Raw genomic sequence first — 17,318 nt, 5'->3', positions numbered from 1 at the left:
CTTAAAAATTCGATTAAAAATGAAGCCAGACTTATTTGAAGCACCTGATTATTATAATTTAGACGAACTGTTAACTGATGAACATAAGTTGGTTCGTGATGCAGCCAGAGAATGGGTAAAACGTGATGTATCTCCTATTATTGAAGAATACGCACAAAAAGCAGAATTCCCAGAACAAATTATTGGAGGTCTTGCCGAAATAGGTGCCTTTGGACCATATATTCCAGTAGAATATGGTGGTGCAGGACTAGATCAAATTTCTTATGGATTAATTATGCAGGAAATTGAACGTGGTGATTCAGGTGTTCGCAGTACGGCTTCGGTGCAATCATCGTTGGTGATGTACCCAATTTGGAAATATGGCGATGAAGAACAACGTCAAAAATATTTACCAAAATTAGCCAGCGGTGAGTGGATGGGTTGTTTCGGGTTAACAGAGCCTGATCATGGATCTAACCCTGGAGGTATGGTTACCAATTTCAAGGATATGGGCGATCATTACTTATTGAATGGTGCCAAAATGTGGATTAGTAACGCACCTTTTGCACAAGTAGCTGTTGTTTGGGCAAAAGATGAAAGCGGCCGAATTCATGGACTAATTGTTGAACGCGGCATGGAAGGTTTTACAACGCCCGAAACCCATAATAAATGGTCTTTAAGAGCTTCGGCAACTGGAGAGCTTATTTTTGATAACGTCAAAGTACCAAAAGAAAACTTATTACCTAACAAATCAGGACTCGGTGCTCCACTAGGGTGTTTAGATTCTGCACGCTATGGTATTGCTTGGGGAGCCATTGGAGCAGCAATGGATTGCTATGATACCGCTTTACGATATAGTAAAGAACGTATGCAGTTTGGCAAGCCAATAGGTCAGTTCCAATTACAACAAAAGAAATTAGCAGAAATGATTACCGAAATTACCAAAGCTCAATTATTAACATGGAGGCTTGGTGTGTTACGTAATGAAGGTAAAGCTACATCAGCTCAAATATCCATGGCGAAACGCAATAATGTGGATATGGCTATAAACATTGCTCGTGAAGCCAGACAAATGTTAGGTGGTATGGGTATTACCGGTGAATACAGTATTATGCGCCACTCCATGAACTTGGAAAGTGTGATTACTTATGAAGGTACCCACGATATCCACCTATTAATTACTGGTTTGGATATTACTGGTTTGAATGCTTTTAAATAAATAGTAAATTCTAAAAACATTATAAAGCGAATCATTGTGGTTCGCTTTTTTTATGGACTTTTGTTTACATTTACTATATGTTTTCCAGTAAAAAACGATTAAATAAAGCCTACAAAGAATCTCCTATTGTTGAATTTGATGATTCGAGCAAGTTTGTTCTCTTTAGTGACTGTCATAGGGGTGACAATAGCTTTGCTGATGATTTTGCCAACAACCGTAATATTTACTTTCATGCTTTAAAGCATTATTATGCTGAAGGTTTTACATACTGTGAATTGGGCGATGGCGACGAGCTTTGGGAGAATCTAACCTTTAAATCTATATTCGAAGCTCATAAAAATGTTTTTTTACTATTAAAGGCTTTCCATCAAAATAAACGTTTGCATTTACTATATGGGAATCATGATATGGTTTACAAGGATCAAAAATATGTTGAGAAACATTTATCTACTTATTTTGAACCAATAACAGGAAAAGATGAAGAACTTTTTAAAAACCTAACATATCATGAAGGGTTAGTTTTAAAACACAAAAAAACACAACAACGGCTTTTTTTAACCCATGGTCATCAAGCTGACTGGTGGAATTATACATTTTGGAAATGGAGCCGATTTATGGTTCGAGTACTCTGGAAACCATTGAATGTCATGGGCATTGCTGATCCAACGAGTCCTGCTAAAAATTATAAGGAGCTTATTAAAGTTGAACGACGCATTAAAAAATGGATTATTAATAACAGTAATCTCATTACAATTGTTGGGCACACTCACAGACCACGTTTCCCTGAACCAGGTGACATCGCCTTTTTTAATGATGGTAGCTGTGTTCATCCTAGAAGTATAACTGGAATAGAAATTGAAAATGGTGAAATATCCTTAATTAAATGGCAAATTGCCACAACCGATGATGGCACACTCAAAATAGTAAGAGTTCTTTTGGAAGGACCTCAAAAATTAATAGACTATAAAACGGATTAAATTTCTGGAGCGAGCTCAACCTCCAGACCTTCCATATCAGGATTAATTTGCAATTGGCAACCTAACCTACTATTATCCTTTACATTAAATGCTTCTGACAACATAGCTTCTTCATCATCTTGCATTTCAGGTAATTCATGATCAGACAACACATAGCATTGGCACGATGAGCACATAGCCATTCCGCCACAAATACCAATGGTGCCTTCAGGAGCTAATTCATAAGACCTAACAACTTCCATCAAATTCATAGCCATATCTGTTGGTGCCATAACCTCATGTTTTACACCATCTCTATCAATTATTTTTATGTTAATGTCTTGTTCCATTACTCTATAGCTTTTACAACAGCCTTTGGTGCTTCTTTTCTAGTCCCATCAAAACCGTCAACACCACTAACTGTTGTGTATTTTAAAACATACCGTTTTCCAGGATTAATAATTTGATAAGCAGCTTGACACATTAAAGTAGCCTCGTGAAACCCACAAAGAATCAACTTAAGCTTTCCTGGATACGTGTTCACATCACCTATGGCAAAAATCCCAGGTATATTGGTTTGATAATCTAATGCGTTATTTACTTTTATAGCATTTTTTTCAATCTCTAGACCCCAATTTGCAATAGGTCCCAATTTAGGAGATAAACCAAACAGTGGAATAAAATGATCACACTCAATCTCAAATTCTTTTTCAATATGCTCTGCTTGAGAAACAACAACTGCTTTCACGTGGTGATGCCCTACAATGCCTGTAACTTCAGCAGGTGTTATTAAATTTATCTTCCCTAAATTTTTTAATTCCTGAACTTTTTCAACAGAATCTAAATGTCCTCTAAATTCGTTTCGTCTGTGAATGAGCGTTACCTCGCTTGCCACATCACTCAAAAAAATACTCCAGTCTAATGCCGAATCGCCACCACCTGCTATTACCACCTTTTTATTGCGATACATTTCAGGCTCTTTTATCATATATTCAACACCTTTATCTTCAAAATCAGTTATGTTATGAATTAAAGGTTTACGCGGCTCAAAACTCCCCAAACCACCAGCAATAGCAACTACAGGTGCATGATGTTTTGTTCCTTTATTGGTTGTTACTATAAAGGTACCATCTTTTTGTTTATCTATTGTTTCTGCGCGCTCTCCAAGTGTAAATCCTGGTTCAAATTGTTTGCATTGTTCCAACAATTTATCTGTTAAATCACCTGCTAAAATTTCTGGATAAGCTGGAATATCATAAATGGGCTTTTTAGGATATATTTCTGAACATTGTCCTCCTGGTTGTGGTAATGCATCAATAAGATGACATTTAAGTTTTAAAAGCCCTGCCTCAAATACAGTAAATAAACCTGTTGGACCAGCTCCAATTATAAGTATATCTGTTTTAATCATGAATTGTAAGTTTCGAAAACAAAGTTATTATTTACTTTAATTATTAAATGTGACATAAGTCACATTCGTAAAAAAATTAAGCTTCAACATTAATAACTTGTTCTATTTGTGGCGCATACTTTTTTATGGTCATTTCTACACCAGATTTTAGTGTCATTTGATTAACACTACAACCCACACATGCACCTTGAAGTTGGACTTTGACCAATTTATCATTTTCAATAGAAAGCAATGAAATATCACCACCATCACTCTGTAGAAACGGACGAATCTCATCCAATGCTTTTTCTATATTTAATTTTAGTTCTTCTGTATTCATGTTTTATTTTTTAACAGCTGAACATCCAGCCATGGTCGTAATTTTTATTGCTTCAGTTGGTGGCAAGTTATCATTTCTTCTAACCAGCTCTTGAACAACATTCTGCGTTAAAGTCTCAAACGCTTGTTCTAAAACAGTAGCTGTCTGTAAAGCTGCTGGTCGTCCTATATCACCTGCCTCACGAATACTCTGCACCAAAGGTAATTGCCCTAAAAATGGCACTTGTAAATCTTCAGCTAAATTTTTGGCACCTTCTTTTCCAAAGATATAATATTTATTATCTGGTAACTCTTCAGGTGTAAAGTAAGCCATATTTTCAATGATGCCTAAAACAGGCACATTAATACTTTCCTGCTGAAACATGGCAACGCCCTTTTTTGCGTCAGCCAAAGCAACATTTTGAGGCGTACTAACAACAACAGCGCCAGTTATTGGTAATGATTGCATGATACTTAAGTGAATATCACCCGTTCCAGGAGGTAAATCAATAAGCATAAAGTCTAACTCTCCCCAATGAGCATCAAAAATCATTTGGTTTAAAGCTTTGGCAGCCATAGGTCCTCTCCAAACAACAGCTTGGTTTGGTTGCGTAAAGAACCCTATAGATAAAACCTTTACACCATAATTTTCAATAGGTTTCATTTTAGACTTTCCGTCAACATTGACTGCTAAAGGTCTTTCATTTTCAACATCAAACATAATTGGTACTGAAGGTCCGTAAATGTCAGCATCCAAAATACCGACTTTAAAGCCCATTTTAGCCAAGGTGACAGCCAAATTAGCCGTTACCGTAGATTTACCAACTCCACCTTTTCCTGAAGCTACAGCTATAATATTTTGAATACCAGGAATTTCTTTCCCTTTAATGACATTATTTGTTTGCTTTGCAGGCGCATCTACCTTCACATTAACCGTTATTTTTGCTTTCTCATACACCTTATCATGAATGGTTTTCATGATATCTACCTCTGTTTTCTTTTTGGCTTGCAAACTAGGGTTGGCGATGGTAATATCTACAATGACTTCATCACCAAATGTCACCACATTTTTAACGGCACCACTTTCTACCATGCTTCGTCCTTCACCAGGAGCCGTTATAGTTTCAAGCGCCTTAAATATATCTTGTTTGTTTAATTTCATTTTCTTGAGACAAAAGAACAAAGACAAAAGAGCAAAGACATGTGTTTATAGCGTAAATTCCTTTTTCTCTATTCTTATTTCTGTTTTAATTAAGAATCATTCTAAAGTGCAAATATACAGTGAATTGTTTAGATTTTGAAACGCTTTTATTGAAATGATTTATACAACAATTCAAGTCATTTATAGTGTTGCTATTTTAATTTGTATATTTAATTACTTATTAATCAACCACATGAAAAAACAATACCTTTTTACCGCTGCCCTGTTATTTTCTTTTTGCCTACAAGCGCAGATAATTAATATACCTGACGCTAATTTTAAGAATGCTTTGACCAGTACAATTTGTTGTAATACTGGTGTTGGCGCATGGACTGATGCAGATTTTAATAATGACGGGGAAATTCAAACAAGTGAAGCCTTACAAATTGTTTCTATGAATGTTGATAATGAATCTATAACATCATTATTGGGCATTGAGTCATTTACGAATTTAGAAAGCTTACGTTGTAACGATAACCAAATAACTAGTTTAGACTTAAGTAATTTAATAAACTTAAGTTATTTGTATTGCGAAAATAATGTCCTGAATTCTTTGGATTTAAGCGGTTTGGAAAATATGATAAATTTGAATTGCCGTGATAATCAATTAACAAGTTTAGAATTAGGTGGATTGGTCAATATCGAAGAATTGAATTGTCGTAATAATCAACTATCGGTTTTAAATATTGCTGATTTTACTAATTTAAAACGTTTATACTGCCAAGATAATTTACTGGAAAATTTAACTATTCCTAATTCAATTGAACTTTTGAACGTTAATTGTAATAATAATCAACTAACATCCTTACAAATAAATGCTCCGGATTTTTCTAGTTTGGATTGCAGCAACAACTTATTAACATCTTTAAATCTTTCCTCTATGGAAAGTTTAAATAGCTTAACCTGCAATGATAATCAATTAACTTCTTTAGATGTTTCTACAATGACAACTTTAAATAGCTTAATCTGTTATAACAATCTGTTATCTTCTTTAATTTTAGGAAATTTAAATATTAACCAGATAGTGTGTGGAAACAATCTGTTAACTGAATTAACTGTAAATTCTACAACACTTTATAATTTGAGTTGTAGTAACAATCAATTAACTGTGTTAAACATTAACAATGCGCCTAATCTTCATTACTTATATTGTGGTAATAATTTATTGACTTCTTTAGATTTTTCAAATCAATCTTCATTTGGGACATTAGATTGCAGCAATAATAACCTAACCACGTTAGACGTATCAAATTTGCAATCCATTGAAGATTTAATTGTTGATAATAATGAACTGACTTCAATTAACCTTTGTCCCATAACATGGGAAACTTTAAGTGTTAGAAATAATTTTCTAACTGAAATAGATATCAGCAATAGTCCAAATCTTGAGGGTATTTTTTGTGAAAATAATTTACTCACCTCTTTGGACATCAGTAATAACAGTTCACTAATAAACTTATACGCCAGTGATAATGAATTCACCTCCTTAAATTTTGGTAATGCAGAAAGTCTAGCTTGGGAATATGATGTTTTTTTTGATGGAAATCCAAATCTTTCGATAGTGTGCACCATAGAAGAAAATTTTGATCAGGTACAAAACAAATTAACTGAGTTTGGGTATACGGATGTTGCTATTTCTTCTTATTGTTCCTTTGAGCCAAATGGAGAATACTATATTGTCCAAGGCGAAACTACTTTTGATTCTAATAATAATGGCTGTGATGTTAGTGATATTGGCATGCAAAATGTTGTTTATAACATTACCAGCAATTCCATAAATGATAGTTTTATAGCTAACACCAATGGAGCGTTTACATTGTATATTGATTCTGGTTCTCATACCATTTCACCAAACTTTGAAAACCCAGAATATTTTTCAGTTTCGCCAAGTAGTCTTACCGTCAATTTTCCGTCTGACACCAGTCCTTATGTCCAGGATTTTTGTGTAACGGCTAATGGCACCTTCAACGATTTGGAAATTGCCGTATTACCAACTGAAGCTGCCAGACCCGGTTTTGATACTGATTATAAACTGGTTTATAAAAACAAGGGTACAACCAACCTTTCTGGCAGTGTAGATTTAACCTTTCAGGATGATATTATGGACTTTGTTTCTGCTACTCCTTCTCAAGATGCGCAAACTGGTGGTATGTTAAGTTGGAATTTTACAGATTTAGCACCTTTTGAAATTTGTGAAATTACATTCACAATGGGTCTTAATGCGCCAACCGATACACCTCCCGTTAATGGCGATGATATTTTGGTTTATGAAGCATCGGTTAACCATTCTGAAACTGATGAGACACCTGATGACAATACAGCAGTCTTTAATCAAACCGTTGTTAACTCTTTTGACCCCAATGACAAAACCTGCCTGGAAGGTGATTATATTTCACCTGAAGAAGTTGGTAAGTATGTGAACTACCTGATTCGGTTTGAAAATACAGGAACGGCTAGTGCCATCAATATTGTGGTGAAAGATGATATTGATATTACTAAATATGACTTATCTACACTGGTGCCTTTGCATGCTAGTCATGACTTCTTTGCTCGAATAAAAGATCAAGGCAATGACCATTACATTGAGTTTATCTTTGAGGATATCAATCTTCCTTTTGACGATGCTAATAACGATGGCTATGTCGCTTTTAAAATCAAAACGCTCGATACACTTGTTTTGGGAGACTCTTTTGATAACAATGCCGAAATTTACTTTGATTACAACTTCCCCATCATAACCAACGAGGCTACAACAACTGTAGCTGCCTTAAGTATTGATGAGTTTGGATTCGCTGATAATGGTATGGTATTATATCCGAATCCGACGACCAACATTCTGAATCTGGAATCTAAACAGCCTATCGAACATGTCACCATTTTTGACATTTCTGGAAGAGTGATTCAGGAAATTGCTGTTTTAGGCACAAAACACCAAATGACCCTATCCACTGAAAACCTTACAACGGGAACTTATTTTGTGAAGTTACAGACCGCTGATGGTGAAACCATCAAAAAAGTAATTAAGGAATAAACTCCATACTCAATGAAAAAACTTTACATTTTTACCGCAGCCCTATTATTTTCTTTTTCCCTACAAGCGCAAATAATTGATATACCTGATGCTAATTTCAAAGCTGCTCTTATTGAACTTGGTGTTGACACCAACAATGATGGTGAAATACAGATTAGTGAAGCTGAAGCTCAAAATGGTAGTTTAAATGTTTCCGGTTATTCTATATCGTCTTTAAGTGGTATCGAATATTTTATCAATATTGTTTATTTGAATTGTAGTGATAATCTCCTCACAGAAATTGATTTAAGTGCATTAACTTTGCTTGGATCCTTAAACTGCAGCAATAATCAATTGACTTCTATAAATTTTGGAGTCGTGACCCAATTGAACGATTTAATCTGCAGCAATAATCTTCTATCAAATTTAGACATTTCTTCGGCAGATTTGGTATGGTTAGAATGTAATAACAATCTTTTAACTGAAATAGATTTAACCTTACAGGCATCGCTTGAATACTTAAATTGTAGTAATAATTTATTAACGTCTATAGACTTTACAAGTTTTACAGATCAACACGGTTTCTGGCTAATAGATTTGAGTAATAATAACCTAACTACGTTAGACGTATCAAATTTACAAGCCATTGATGATTTATTTGTTGATAATAATGAACTGACTTCAATTAACCTTTGTCCCATAACATGGGAAACTTTAAGTGTTAACAATAATTATCTAACTGAAATAGATATCAGCAATAGTCCTAATCTTGAGGGTATTTTTTGTGCAAATAATTTACTCACCTCATTAGACATCAGTAATAACAATTTGCTATTAAACTTATACGCCAGTAATAATGAATTTATCTCCTTAAATTTGGGGAATGCGGAAAGTCTAGCTTGGGGTGGTGATGTTTTTTTTGATGGCAATCCTAATCTTTCGGTGATTTGCACCATCGAAGATAATTTCGATGAGGTACAGAACAAATTAACTGAATTTGGTTACACAGATGTTGCTATTTCTTCTTATTGCTCTTTTGAGCCAAATGGTGAATTCTTCATTGTACAAGGCGAAACTACTTTTGATTCTAACAATGATGGCTGTGATGTTAGTGATATTGCCATGCAAAATGTTAATTACAATATTACCAGTAACTCCATAAATGATAATTTTATATCAAACACCGATGGAACGTTTACATTGTATATAGATTCCGGTTCTCATACCATTGCACCCAATTTTGAAAACCCAGAATATTATTCGGCTTCTCCAAGTAGTCTTACCGTCAATTTTCCTTCTGACACCAGTCCTTTTGTTCAGGATTTTTGTGTGACAGCCAATGGTACTTATAACGACTTGGAAGTTGCTGTGTTGCCTTTGGAAGGTGCGCGTCCTGGTTTTGATACAGACTATAAAATAGTATATAAAAACAAGGGTACAACCACACTTTCTGGTGGTGTAGATTTAACCTTTCAGGATGATATTATGGACTTTGTTTCTGCTACTCCTTCTCAAGATGCGCAAACTGGTGGTATGTTAAGTTGGAATTTTACAGATTTAGCACCTTTTGAAGTTCGTGAAATTACATTCACAATGGGTCTTAATGCGCCAACCGATACACCTCCCGTTAATGGCGATGATATTTTGGTTTATGAAGCATCGGTTAACCATTCTGAAACTGATGAGACTCCTGATGACAATACAGCAGTCTTTAATCAAACCGTTGTTAACTCTTTTGACCCCAATGACAAAACCTGCCTGGAAGGTGATTATATTACACCTGAAGAAGTTGGTAAGTATGTGAACTATCTGATTCGGTTTGAAAATACAGGAACGGCTAGTGCCATCAATATTGTGGTGAAAGATGATATTGATATTACTAAATATGACCTATCTACACTGGTGCCTTTGCATTCTAGTCATGACTTCTTTGCTCGTATAAAAGATCAAGGCAATGACCATTACATTGAGTTTATCTTTGAGGATATCAATCTTCCTTTTGACGATGCTAACAACGATGGCTATGTCGCTTTTAAAATCAAAACGCTCGATACACTTGTTTTGGGAGACTCTTTTGATAACAATGCCGAAATTTACTTTGATTACAACTTCCCCATCATAACCAACGAGGCTACAACAACTGTAGCTGCCTTAAGTATTGATGAGTTTGGATTCGCTGATAATGGTATGGTATTATATCCGAATCCGACGACCAACATTCTGAATCTGGAATCTAAACAGCCTATCGAACATGTCACCATTTTTGACATTTCTGGAAGAGTGATTCAGGAAATTGCTGTTTTAGGCACAAAACACCAAATGACCATATCAACTGAAAACCTCACAACTGGAACCTATTTTGTGAAGATTAAAACAGGAAATGGTGAAACAGTTAGAAAAGTTATGAAAGATTAACGCAGTTCCTTTTGAGGGTCCCAAAACAGGGTTTCAAAATCTTGTATTTGATTATCTATAACCAAAACATCTTCACTTTCTAACAATTGTTGCATAAGATTGGTACCATCAAAATGGTGCTTGCCAGTCAGCAAACCATGCCTGTTTACAACTCGATGAGCAGGCACATCTTTACCTCCAGACCCATTCATGGCATAGCCCACCATTCTAGCACTTTTGGCAGCTCCAAGAAATTTTGCAATAGCACCATAACTCGTTACACGACCATAAGGAATTTGACGAGCTACTTCATATACTTTTTCAAAGAAATTTAATGTTTCGGGTTTCATTAGAGTTCTTTAATAATATTAATCAAAGTAATAATAGCTATGGCTGCAGTAATGATTCCTATTAAAAGATTCATGCTCTTTTGAGAAGTCATTTTAGTGCCTTTTATTTTCTCAAAAAAGAACATATAAATATATAAGGCTACAAAAGCTCCTGAACTAGCGCCAGCCACGTAGGCGGTAATTCCGGTATTATCAAAATCTAACCAGCCAAATGAAGCTATGGTAATAGCTATATAAGCTTGAAAAGGAATGGGAAATACGTTGATGCTTGACAAAAATACTCCTTGAAAAAAACGACTGGATTTACTTTTTACATCAACACTTTCGTCATTTTTATCTGTCTTTTTTGCAATGAATAAAAAATAAATGCAAATAAGAACAAAAATAACAAAAGCAACTCGTTGCAGGACATCAATAACATCAGGGTGTTTATTTAAATATCTAGCAAAAACCGTGGCTATTAATGCTTGAAAAATAATAACAAAACAAGCTCCCAATGAAAAAGTGATACCACGAGCATGCCCATCCTTTAAGCTAATTTTGGCAGCTGTCATATTTAATAAACCTGGTGGCAATGTGGCCAAAAATGTTGCAACAAATCCTGATAAAAATACAACTGTTATATTCAAGAGCCTTTGATTTTAAACCTAATATACGTAATTGGTTTGTTTTGTTCTAAATATTGACTCTCGTAAAAGGTTTGAATACTGGTCACTTCTTCTGGACTACCTTCCTGTTTATATACATTATGGTTGGCGTACAAAACTTCATGGCCTTCGCCATGCAATAACCCTAAAGTATAACCATGCATGAACTCACTATCCGTTTTAAGGTTTACTATGCCATCCGGTTTTAATATGGTTTTGTAACGTTTTAAAAACTCTGAATTGGTCATGCGATGTTTTGTGCGCTTGTACTTTATTTGCGGGTCTGGAAAGGTAATCCAAATTTCATCTACTTCGTTGGCTGCAAAAGCATAGTCTATCAGTTCAATTTGAGTTCTCAAAAACCCAACATTTTCTATCTTTTCTTCAACAGCTGTTTTTGCTCCTCGCCAAAAACGAGCCCCTTTTATATCAATACCAATAAAATTTTTGTTAGGATATTTTTTTGCCAACGAAACAGAATACTCACCTTTACCACAACCAAGTTCCAATACAATTGGATTTTCATTTTTAAAAAAATCGCTATTCCAGTTACCTTTTAAATCGAATCCACTATTAACTAATTGATCTCTTGTTGGCTGTACCACATTATCAAAAGTCTCGTTTTCCTTAAAGCGTTTGAGTTTATTTTTACTTCCCACTGAATTATTTAATAATTTATAAAAGTTTGGGTAAAATTACGGAAATATGTTGAAGCAGATATATGCTTACCTTTGTTTTTAATGGCTCACAAAAAACGTATTTTAATAGCACCTCTAAATTGGGGATTAGGGCATGCAACAAGATGTATTCCTATTATTAATGCGCTTATTAATCATGACTTTGACCCCATTATAGCTAGCGATGGAGCAGCCTTGGAATTATTAAAAAAAGAATATCCTAATTTAATATGCTTATCTCTACCGTCATACAATATCACCTATTCCAAAAAAGGCAAGCTATTTAAATACAAACTATTAAAAGACTCGCCTAGAATTCTAAAAAACATACAGGCTGAAAAAAAAGCTACTTCACAAATTGTTGAAAACTATAACATTTCAGGAATTATATCTGACAATAGATTTGGTGTTTACTCTAAAAAAGTACCATCAGTATTTATTACCCATCAATTGCAAGTATTGAGTGGTAGTACCACATGGTTGAGCACTAAAATGCATGAAAAAATTATTCGGAAATTTGATGAATGCTGGGTTCCTGATTATAGAGAAGAACCCAGCTTAAGTGGTAAATTAGGTCATATTAACGCATCAGACATGAAGTTAAAATACATTGGACCTGTAAGTCGGTTTAAAAAAGCTGCTTTACCAATTACATATGATATTATGGTTTTGTTATCCGGTCCAGAACCACAACGCAGTATTTTAGAGCAAAAACTCACAATTGAATTACAACAATATTCAGGAGCAATATTATTTGTAAAAGGGCTAGTTGAAAGAGAGATTAAAAAAGAGCGTAAAGGCAATATTACTTTCTACAATTACATGACCAGTAATTTACTTGAAGATTCTTTGAACAGATGTGAACTGGTAATCTCACGATCTGGTTATACCACTATTATGGATTTTGCAAAGTTGGGGAAGAAAGCCTTTTTTATTCCTACACCTGGACAATTTGAACAAGAATATTTAGCAGAACTCTTAAGTAAAAACAAACTTGTACCTAGTTGTAATCAAGACGAGTTTTCAATTCAAAAGCTTGATGATATAACTGAATTTAATGATCTTAAAACTTTTGATTATGAAATAAATTACAAGGAATTATTCAGCCTTTTCCAAACTGAATGAAAATTCACTGCCTACGTCAACTTCACTTTCAATATAAATACGTTCGTTGTGTGCTTCAATAATGTGCTTTACAATTGAAAGCCCAAGACCAGAGCCTCCTTCTTTTCTTGACCCACTTTTATCAACACGATAAAAGCGTTCAAAAATTCTTTTTAAGTGTTCATTGGCTATACCTTCACCATTATCAGTCACTCTTACTATAACTTTATTTTTGATGAGATTTTCAATACTTACTTCTGTGGTACCTTTTTCTCGGCCATATTTAATGGAATTAACTATTAGATTGGTCAATACTTGCTGCATACGTTCTTTATCAGCAAAAACCATAATAGGTTTGGAATAATCCATGTCAAAGGTTAAGGAAATCTTCTTTTTGGCAGCTTTCATTTCCAGTAAATCAAAAACACTTTGAATAAGCTCAACAATGTCAAATGATTCTTTATTCAAACTTAAATCACCAACTTCCAACTTGGTAATCATATCCAAGTCCTTTACAATATAAATGAGTCGTTCAACACCTTTATTGGCTCTATTTAAATATTTAGTTCGGATTTTTTTGTCTTCAATAGCACCATCTATTAAAGTAAGTAAGTAACCTTGCACAGTAAATAATGGTGTTTTTAATTCGTGCGATACATTTCCTAAAAATTCCTTTCGGTACTCTTCTCTAACCTTTAAAGTTTCTATCTCTAGCTTTTTATCTTTAGCATACTTATCAATTTCTCTTGTAAGCGTTGCCATATCAGTCGTGATGGGTTGATTCCTCAATGTTGTGGCTTCAAGAAGTGTTAAATCGTCATAGATTTTTTTTACTCTTCTGTAGATAAAGCGTTCAACTCGATACTGAATTGTAATAAATGAAAGTAACCAAAACACCAGTAACAGTGGTATAACTATCCAACTTAAGGTATTGGTGAAATATAAAAAAACACTCAATAGGAGTGTTAAGATTATAGATAAATAGAGCGATGTCTTAATCGCAAACTTATACGTTTTTTTGATTTTTTGCATTAGTCAACAAACTTATAACCAACGCCTTTCACAGTTTTAAACGATTTGTCTCCTATCTTTTCCCTGAGTTTCCTAATATGAACATCAATGGTCCGACCACCAACAACAACTTCATTACCCCAAACCTTATCTAGAATATCTTCTCGTTTAAATACTTTGCCTGGTTTTGATGCCAATAAAGATAATAATTCAAATTCTTTTCTAGGCAAAATAATCTCTTCACCCTTTAAAGTGATTTTATATTCATCACGATTAATAACTAAAGGGCCCAATTTCAGGATAGAATCAGAAGCTTCTTCATCTTTTAGTCTTCTTAATAATGCTTTCACTTTACTGACTAAAACTTTAGGCTTAATAGGTTTGGTTATATAGTCATCAGCACCTGCATCAAAACCAGCAACTTGAGAATAATCTTCTCCTCGCGCTGTCAAGAATGTAATGATAGTATCACTTAACTCTGGTACCTTTCTTATTTGCTCGCAAGCTTCTATACCATCCATTTCTGGCATCATAACATCCATTACAATAAGTTGAGGCTTTTCTTTTTTGGCTTTTTTAACAGCTTCTATTCCGTTTGAAGCCGTAATTATTTGATAACCTTCAGCAGATAAATTGTAACCAACTATTTCTAAAATATCTGGTTCATCATCTACCAATAATATTGTAATGTCTTTTTTCTTCATATTGTATTAATCTGAACAGTAAAGATAAAATTAATAACAAAGATTAAAACTATAAAATAACACAAATAACGTTTAAGTAACTTTAAGATTACAATTTTGTAAATTTAAACGTATGAAATTCTATTTTAACATTTAATTTGGCATACAAATTGAACATAATTCCTAACTTGTAAGTATTAATCTTATCTATATGGTTAAAAAAATTACTTTTTTTATATTATTATTTGTTGCCAGTGCTTTTCTGCATACTAGTAATGCGCAATCCACTTTAGATAAAAACAATAAGACCGTGTCATCTATTGAAGATTTATCAATATACCCAAACCCTACAAGCAACGGCAAATTATTCATTGTTTCAAAAAATGACTTCACAAAACAAGTTGCTATTTTCAATGTATTAGGAAAAGAAATATTATCTGTTACACTTTATGGTAAAGAACTTAATATTTCCAAGTTGAAGCCTGGTGTTTATGTTATTAAAGTTACTGAAAATGGTTTTAGTGCAACGCGTAAACTAATTGTTAAGTAGTGTTATCATATTGTAAAAAAGCATATTGAGGTTTTTTTAATTAGAAAAAACCCTAAATTCTACATATATTTGTTTACCTAATTTTATATTTTTTAATTATGAAAAAACTTTACTTTTTACTTTTTACTTTAATCTCATTCGCAGCGTTTAGTCAAACTACTGTATTTATCAATGAACTACATTATGATAATGCTGGTGGTGATGTTGACGAAGCTGTTGAAATAGCAGGTCCAGCAGGAACCGATTTAACTGGATGGACTATTGAAGCTTATAACGGTAGTAATGGAGCACTTTATGATACCTTTAATTTAAGTGGTACTATTGCTGACCAACAAGCCGGTTATGGCACCTTGAATTTCTTAACTGCTAGTTTACAGAATGGTTCTCCAGATGCAATCGCTCTTGTTGATGATGGCGGAACAGTTATTCAATTTTTAAGCTATGAAGGTGAACTTACTGCAACCGATGGAACTGCAAATGGTATGACTTCTACTGATATTGGTGTTGCTGAAACAAGTTCAACTCCAATAGGTCACTCGCTTCAATTAACTGGCACAGGTGATACCTATGAAGAGTTTACTTGGGCACCAGCTCAAGCCAACACATATGGAGCTGTTAACACTGGTCAAACTTTTACGGCAGCCAATACACCAAGTATTTCAATTACGTCTCCAACAGATGGTGCATTCTTTCCTCCGGGAACAACAATGGTAACATTATCAATTAACGTTCAAAATTTTGTTGTTGATGAGTTACCTGGAAATGGTGGTACTGGTGATGGTCATATTCACTGGACTATAGATAGTGGTTCTGGTGATGTGGCACAACCAATGAAGTATGATACAGATGATGAAATAATAGCTGTAACAAATGGTGGTTCTTATTTTATTACCATGAATTTGGTTGACAACAGTCATCAACCTATTGGTGTATCAACCACTGTTATTTTCGATGTATTAGCACCAACTCCTGTAGCAAATATTGCTGCTCTAAGAACAGAGATTGAAACTAATGGAACAGGTGGTTATTACGAATTACAGAATACACCAACAGTAACATTTGTAAGAGATGCCAGCAATAGAAATCAAAAATACATTCAAGATGATAGTGCAGCCATATTAATTGATGATAGTGCTGGTACAATCACTAACTCATTTTCTATTGGTGATGGCATGAGTGGTCTTGTAGGGCAATCTTCTTCTTTTGGAGGAGTACTTCAATTTGTACCTACAGTTAACCCAGCGGTTGTTGCTGGATCAACAATTACACCACAAGTTGTCACTATTGCTACGCTGTTGAATGATTGGGAGCCTTATGAATCACAAATCGTTCAAATTAACGATGCTTTTTTTACAGATGCAGGAAGCACATTTGTTGAAGATCAAGATTATTTGATTAATGATACGTCTTCTTTGCAAGGTGGCTCTTCAATGACATTCAGAACAGCTTTTGACGCTACTGAAGTGGATTATATTGGCGAAACCATACCTGCAGGAAATAACAACATGATTGTTATTGTTTCTGAATTTGGCGCTACTCCTCAAGTAACAGCACGTTCTTTAAACGAGCTTACTTTAACAGTTGATAATTTTGAAACCAGTGAATTTAATGTTTACCCTAATCCTGTTACTAGTGGTTATGTTAACATTACATCTTCAAATAGCAATGATATGTCTGTAGCTATTTATGATGTTTTAGGTAAACGTGTTGTAAATACAAATGTCATTAACAATCGAGTTAATGTTTCTAGTTTAAATACAGGTATTTATATTTTACAGATATCTCAAAACGGAAAATCAATTACTAAAAAATTAGTGGTTAAATAAACT

Annotated in this window: 16 protein-coding genes; 7 read left to right on the top strand and 9 right to left on the bottom strand. The window is 34.1% G+C overall.

Annotation, left to right across the window (positions count from 1 at the left end):
• The first annotated feature begins 19 nt into the window (after positions 1 to 19).
• Positions 20 to 1,198 carry an acyl-CoA dehydrogenase family protein gene (locus C1S72_RS09735; protein ID WP_104735409.1) on the top strand — a complete coding sequence of 393 codons (1,179 nt, stop codon included), beginning with the start codon at positions 20 to 22 and terminating at the stop codon, positions 1,196 to 1,198.
• A 77-nt stretch (positions 1,199 to 1,275) separates the two neighbouring features.
• The gene (locus C1S72_RS09730) at positions 1,276 to 2,175 is read left to right on the top strand and encodes a metallophosphoesterase family protein (protein ID WP_104735408.1); all 900 of its coding nucleotides are present in this window, start codon (positions 1,276 to 1,278) and stop codon (positions 2,173 to 2,175) included.
• Here C1S72_RS09730 and C1S72_RS09725 read toward each other — a convergent pair.
• The 4 genes from C1S72_RS09725 to C1S72_RS09710 form a co-directional block, all read right to left on the bottom strand.
• Positions 2,172 to 2,504 carry a 2Fe-2S iron-sulfur cluster-binding family protein gene (locus C1S72_RS09725; protein WP_104735407.1) on the bottom strand — a complete coding sequence of 111 codons (333 nt, stop codon included), beginning with the start codon at positions 2,502 to 2,504 and terminating at the stop codon, positions 2,172 to 2,174. The two genes, C1S72_RS09730 and C1S72_RS09725, sit on opposite strands and share 4 nt — an antisense overlap.
• The gene (locus tag C1S72_RS09720; RefSeq protein ID WP_104735406.1) at positions 2,504 to 3,565 is read right to left on the bottom strand and encodes an NAD(P)/FAD-dependent oxidoreductase; all 1,062 of its coding nucleotides are present in this window, start codon (positions 3,563 to 3,565) and stop codon (positions 2,504 to 2,506) included. The genes C1S72_RS09725 and C1S72_RS09720 overlap by 1 nt, the downstream gene beginning before the upstream one ends.
• Before the next feature lie 76 nt (positions 3,566 to 3,641).
• Positions 3,642 to 3,884: a NifU family protein gene (locus C1S72_RS09715; protein WP_104735405.1), complete on the bottom strand. Its 243-nt coding sequence runs from the start codon at positions 3,882 to 3,884 to the stop codon at positions 3,642 to 3,644.
• Between the two features lie 3 nt (positions 3,885 to 3,887).
• A complete protein-coding gene (locus C1S72_RS09710; protein WP_104735404.1) occupies positions 3,888 to 5,024 on the bottom strand; it encodes an Mrp/NBP35 family ATP-binding protein in 1,137 nt (378 codons plus the stop codon).
• A 232-nt stretch (positions 5,025 to 5,256) separates the two neighbouring features.
• Here C1S72_RS09710 and C1S72_RS09705 point away from each other — a divergent pair, with 232 nt between their 5' ends.
• Positions 5,257 to 8,094 (top strand): T9SS type A sorting domain-containing protein, encoded by a 2,838-nt coding sequence (locus tag C1S72_RS09705; protein WP_162919952.1) that lies wholly within the window; start codon positions 5,257 to 5,259, stop codon positions 8,092 to 8,094.
• 12 nt (positions 8,095 to 8,106) lie between these two features.
• Entirely contained in the window at positions 8,107 to 10,488 is a 2,382-nt protein-coding gene (locus tag C1S72_RS09700; protein ID WP_104735402.1) for a T9SS type A sorting domain-containing protein, read from the top strand.
• Here C1S72_RS09700 and C1S72_RS09695 read toward each other — a convergent pair.
• From C1S72_RS09695 to trmB, 3 genes are read right to left on the bottom strand one after another with little or no spacing between them, the layout of a single operon-like run.
• Positions 10,485 to 10,817, bottom strand: coding sequence for an MGMT family protein (locus C1S72_RS09695; RefSeq protein ID WP_104735401.1), 333 nt, complete (start codon positions 10,815 to 10,817; stop codon positions 10,485 to 10,487). The two genes, C1S72_RS09700 and C1S72_RS09695, sit on opposite strands and share 4 nt — an antisense overlap.
• A complete protein-coding gene (locus C1S72_RS09690) occupies positions 10,817 to 11,446 on the bottom strand; it encodes a LysE family transporter (RefSeq protein WP_104735400.1) in 630 nt (209 codons plus the stop codon). Before C1S72_RS09690 ends, C1S72_RS09695 begins: the two co-directional genes overlap by 1 nt.
• Positions 11,443 to 12,123: a tRNA (guanosine(46)-N7)-methyltransferase TrmB gene (gene trmB / locus C1S72_RS09685; RefSeq protein WP_104735399.1), complete on the bottom strand. Its 681-nt coding sequence runs from the start codon at positions 12,121 to 12,123 to the stop codon at positions 11,443 to 11,445. The genes C1S72_RS09690 and trmB overlap by 4 nt, the downstream gene beginning before the upstream one ends.
• Positions 12,124 to 12,204: 81 nt before the next feature.
• On the opposite strand from trmB, the gene C1S72_RS09680 reads away from it, so the two are divergent.
• On the top strand, positions 12,205 to 13,266 hold the full coding sequence (locus tag C1S72_RS09680) for a glycosyltransferase family protein (RefSeq protein WP_104735398.1): 1,062 nt from the start codon (positions 12,205 to 12,207) through the stop codon (positions 13,264 to 13,266).
• On the opposite strand, the gene C1S72_RS09675 is transcribed toward C1S72_RS09680, so the two are convergent.
• Together C1S72_RS09675 and C1S72_RS09670 are read right to left on the bottom strand one after the other, a co-directional pair.
• Complete coding sequence (locus tag C1S72_RS09675; protein WP_104735397.1) at positions 13,240 to 14,277, bottom strand: sensor histidine kinase; 1,038 nt, start codon at positions 14,275 to 14,277, stop codon at positions 13,240 to 13,242. The two genes, C1S72_RS09680 and C1S72_RS09675, sit on opposite strands and share 27 nt — an antisense overlap.
• A complete protein-coding gene (locus tag C1S72_RS09670) occupies positions 14,277 to 14,960 on the bottom strand; it encodes a response regulator transcription factor (RefSeq protein WP_104735396.1) in 684 nt (227 codons plus the stop codon). Before C1S72_RS09670 ends, C1S72_RS09675 begins: the two co-directional genes overlap by 1 nt.
• A 190-nt stretch (positions 14,961 to 15,150) precedes the next feature.
• On the opposite strand from C1S72_RS09670, the gene C1S72_RS09665 reads away from it, so the two are divergent.
• Both C1S72_RS09665 and C1S72_RS09660 read left to right on the top strand, forming a co-directional pair.
• On the top strand, positions 15,151 to 15,489 hold the full coding sequence (locus C1S72_RS09665; protein WP_104735395.1) for a T9SS type A sorting domain-containing protein: 339 nt from the start codon (positions 15,151 to 15,153) through the stop codon (positions 15,487 to 15,489).
• Between the two features lie 98 nt (positions 15,490 to 15,587).
• Entirely contained in the window at positions 15,588 to 17,315 is a 1,728-nt protein-coding gene (locus C1S72_RS09660; protein WP_104735394.1) for a T9SS type A sorting domain-containing protein, read from the top strand.
• The last annotated feature ends 3 nt before the right edge of the window (positions 17,316 to 17,318 follow it).

The organism is Hanstruepera ponticola, assembly GCF_002940745.1.
GTDB lineage: Bacteria > Bacteroidota > Bacteroidia > Flavobacteriales > Flavobacteriaceae > Hanstruepera > Hanstruepera ponticola.
The sequence above is the reverse complement of the archived record's forward strand: the minus strand, read 5'-3'. Positions and strand labels throughout refer to the sequence as shown.

Bases quoted from the DNA above. Each gene is read 5' to 3' on its own strand.
- C1S72_RS09715 (WP_104735405.1), bottom strand. From the start codon at position 3,884: ATGAATACAGAAGAACTAAAATTAAATATAGAAAAAGCATTGGATGAG.
- C1S72_RS09735 (WP_104735409.1), top strand. From the start codon at position 20: ATGAAGCCAGACTTATTTGAAGCACCTGATTATTATAATTTAGACGAA.
- C1S72_RS09720 (WP_104735406.1), bottom strand. From the start codon at position 3,565: ATGATTAAAACAGATATACTTATAATTGGAGCTGGTCCAACAGGTTTA.
- C1S72_RS09670 (WP_104735396.1), bottom strand. From the start codon at position 14,960: ATGAAGAAAAAAGACATTACAATATTATTGGTAGATGATGAACCAGAT.
- C1S72_RS09680 (WP_104735398.1), top strand. From the start codon at position 12,205: ATGGCTCACAAAAAACGTATTTTAATAGCACCTCTAAATTGGGGATTA.
- C1S72_RS09665 (WP_104735395.1), top strand. From the start codon at position 15,151: ATGGTTAAAAAAATTACTTTTTTTATATTATTATTTGTTGCCAGTGCT.
- C1S72_RS09700 (WP_104735402.1), top strand. From the start codon at position 8,107: ATGAAAAAACTTTACATTTTTACCGCAGCCCTATTATTTTCTTTTTCC.
- C1S72_RS09660 (WP_104735394.1), top strand. From the start codon at position 15,588: ATGAAAAAACTTTACTTTTTACTTTTTACTTTAATCTCATTCGCAGCG.
- C1S72_RS09730 (WP_104735408.1), top strand. From the start codon at position 1,276: ATGTTTTCCAGTAAAAAACGATTAAATAAAGCCTACAAAGAATCTCCT.
- C1S72_RS09695 (WP_104735401.1), bottom strand. From the start codon at position 10,817: ATGAAACCCGAAACATTAAATTTCTTTGAAAAAGTATATGAAGTAGCT.
- C1S72_RS09675 (WP_104735397.1), bottom strand. From the start codon at position 14,277: ATGCAAAAAATCAAAAAAACGTATAAGTTTGCGATTAAGACATCGCTC.
- C1S72_RS09710 (WP_104735404.1), bottom strand. From the start codon at position 5,024: ATGAAATTAAACAAACAAGATATATTTAAGGCGCTTGAAACTATAACG.
- C1S72_RS09705 (WP_162919952.1), top strand. From the start codon at position 5,257: ATGAAAAAACAATACCTTTTTACCGCTGCCCTGTTATTTTCTTTTTGC.
- C1S72_RS09725 (WP_104735407.1), bottom strand. From the start codon at position 2,504: ATGGAACAAGACATTAACATAAAAATAATTGATAGAGATGGTGTAAAA.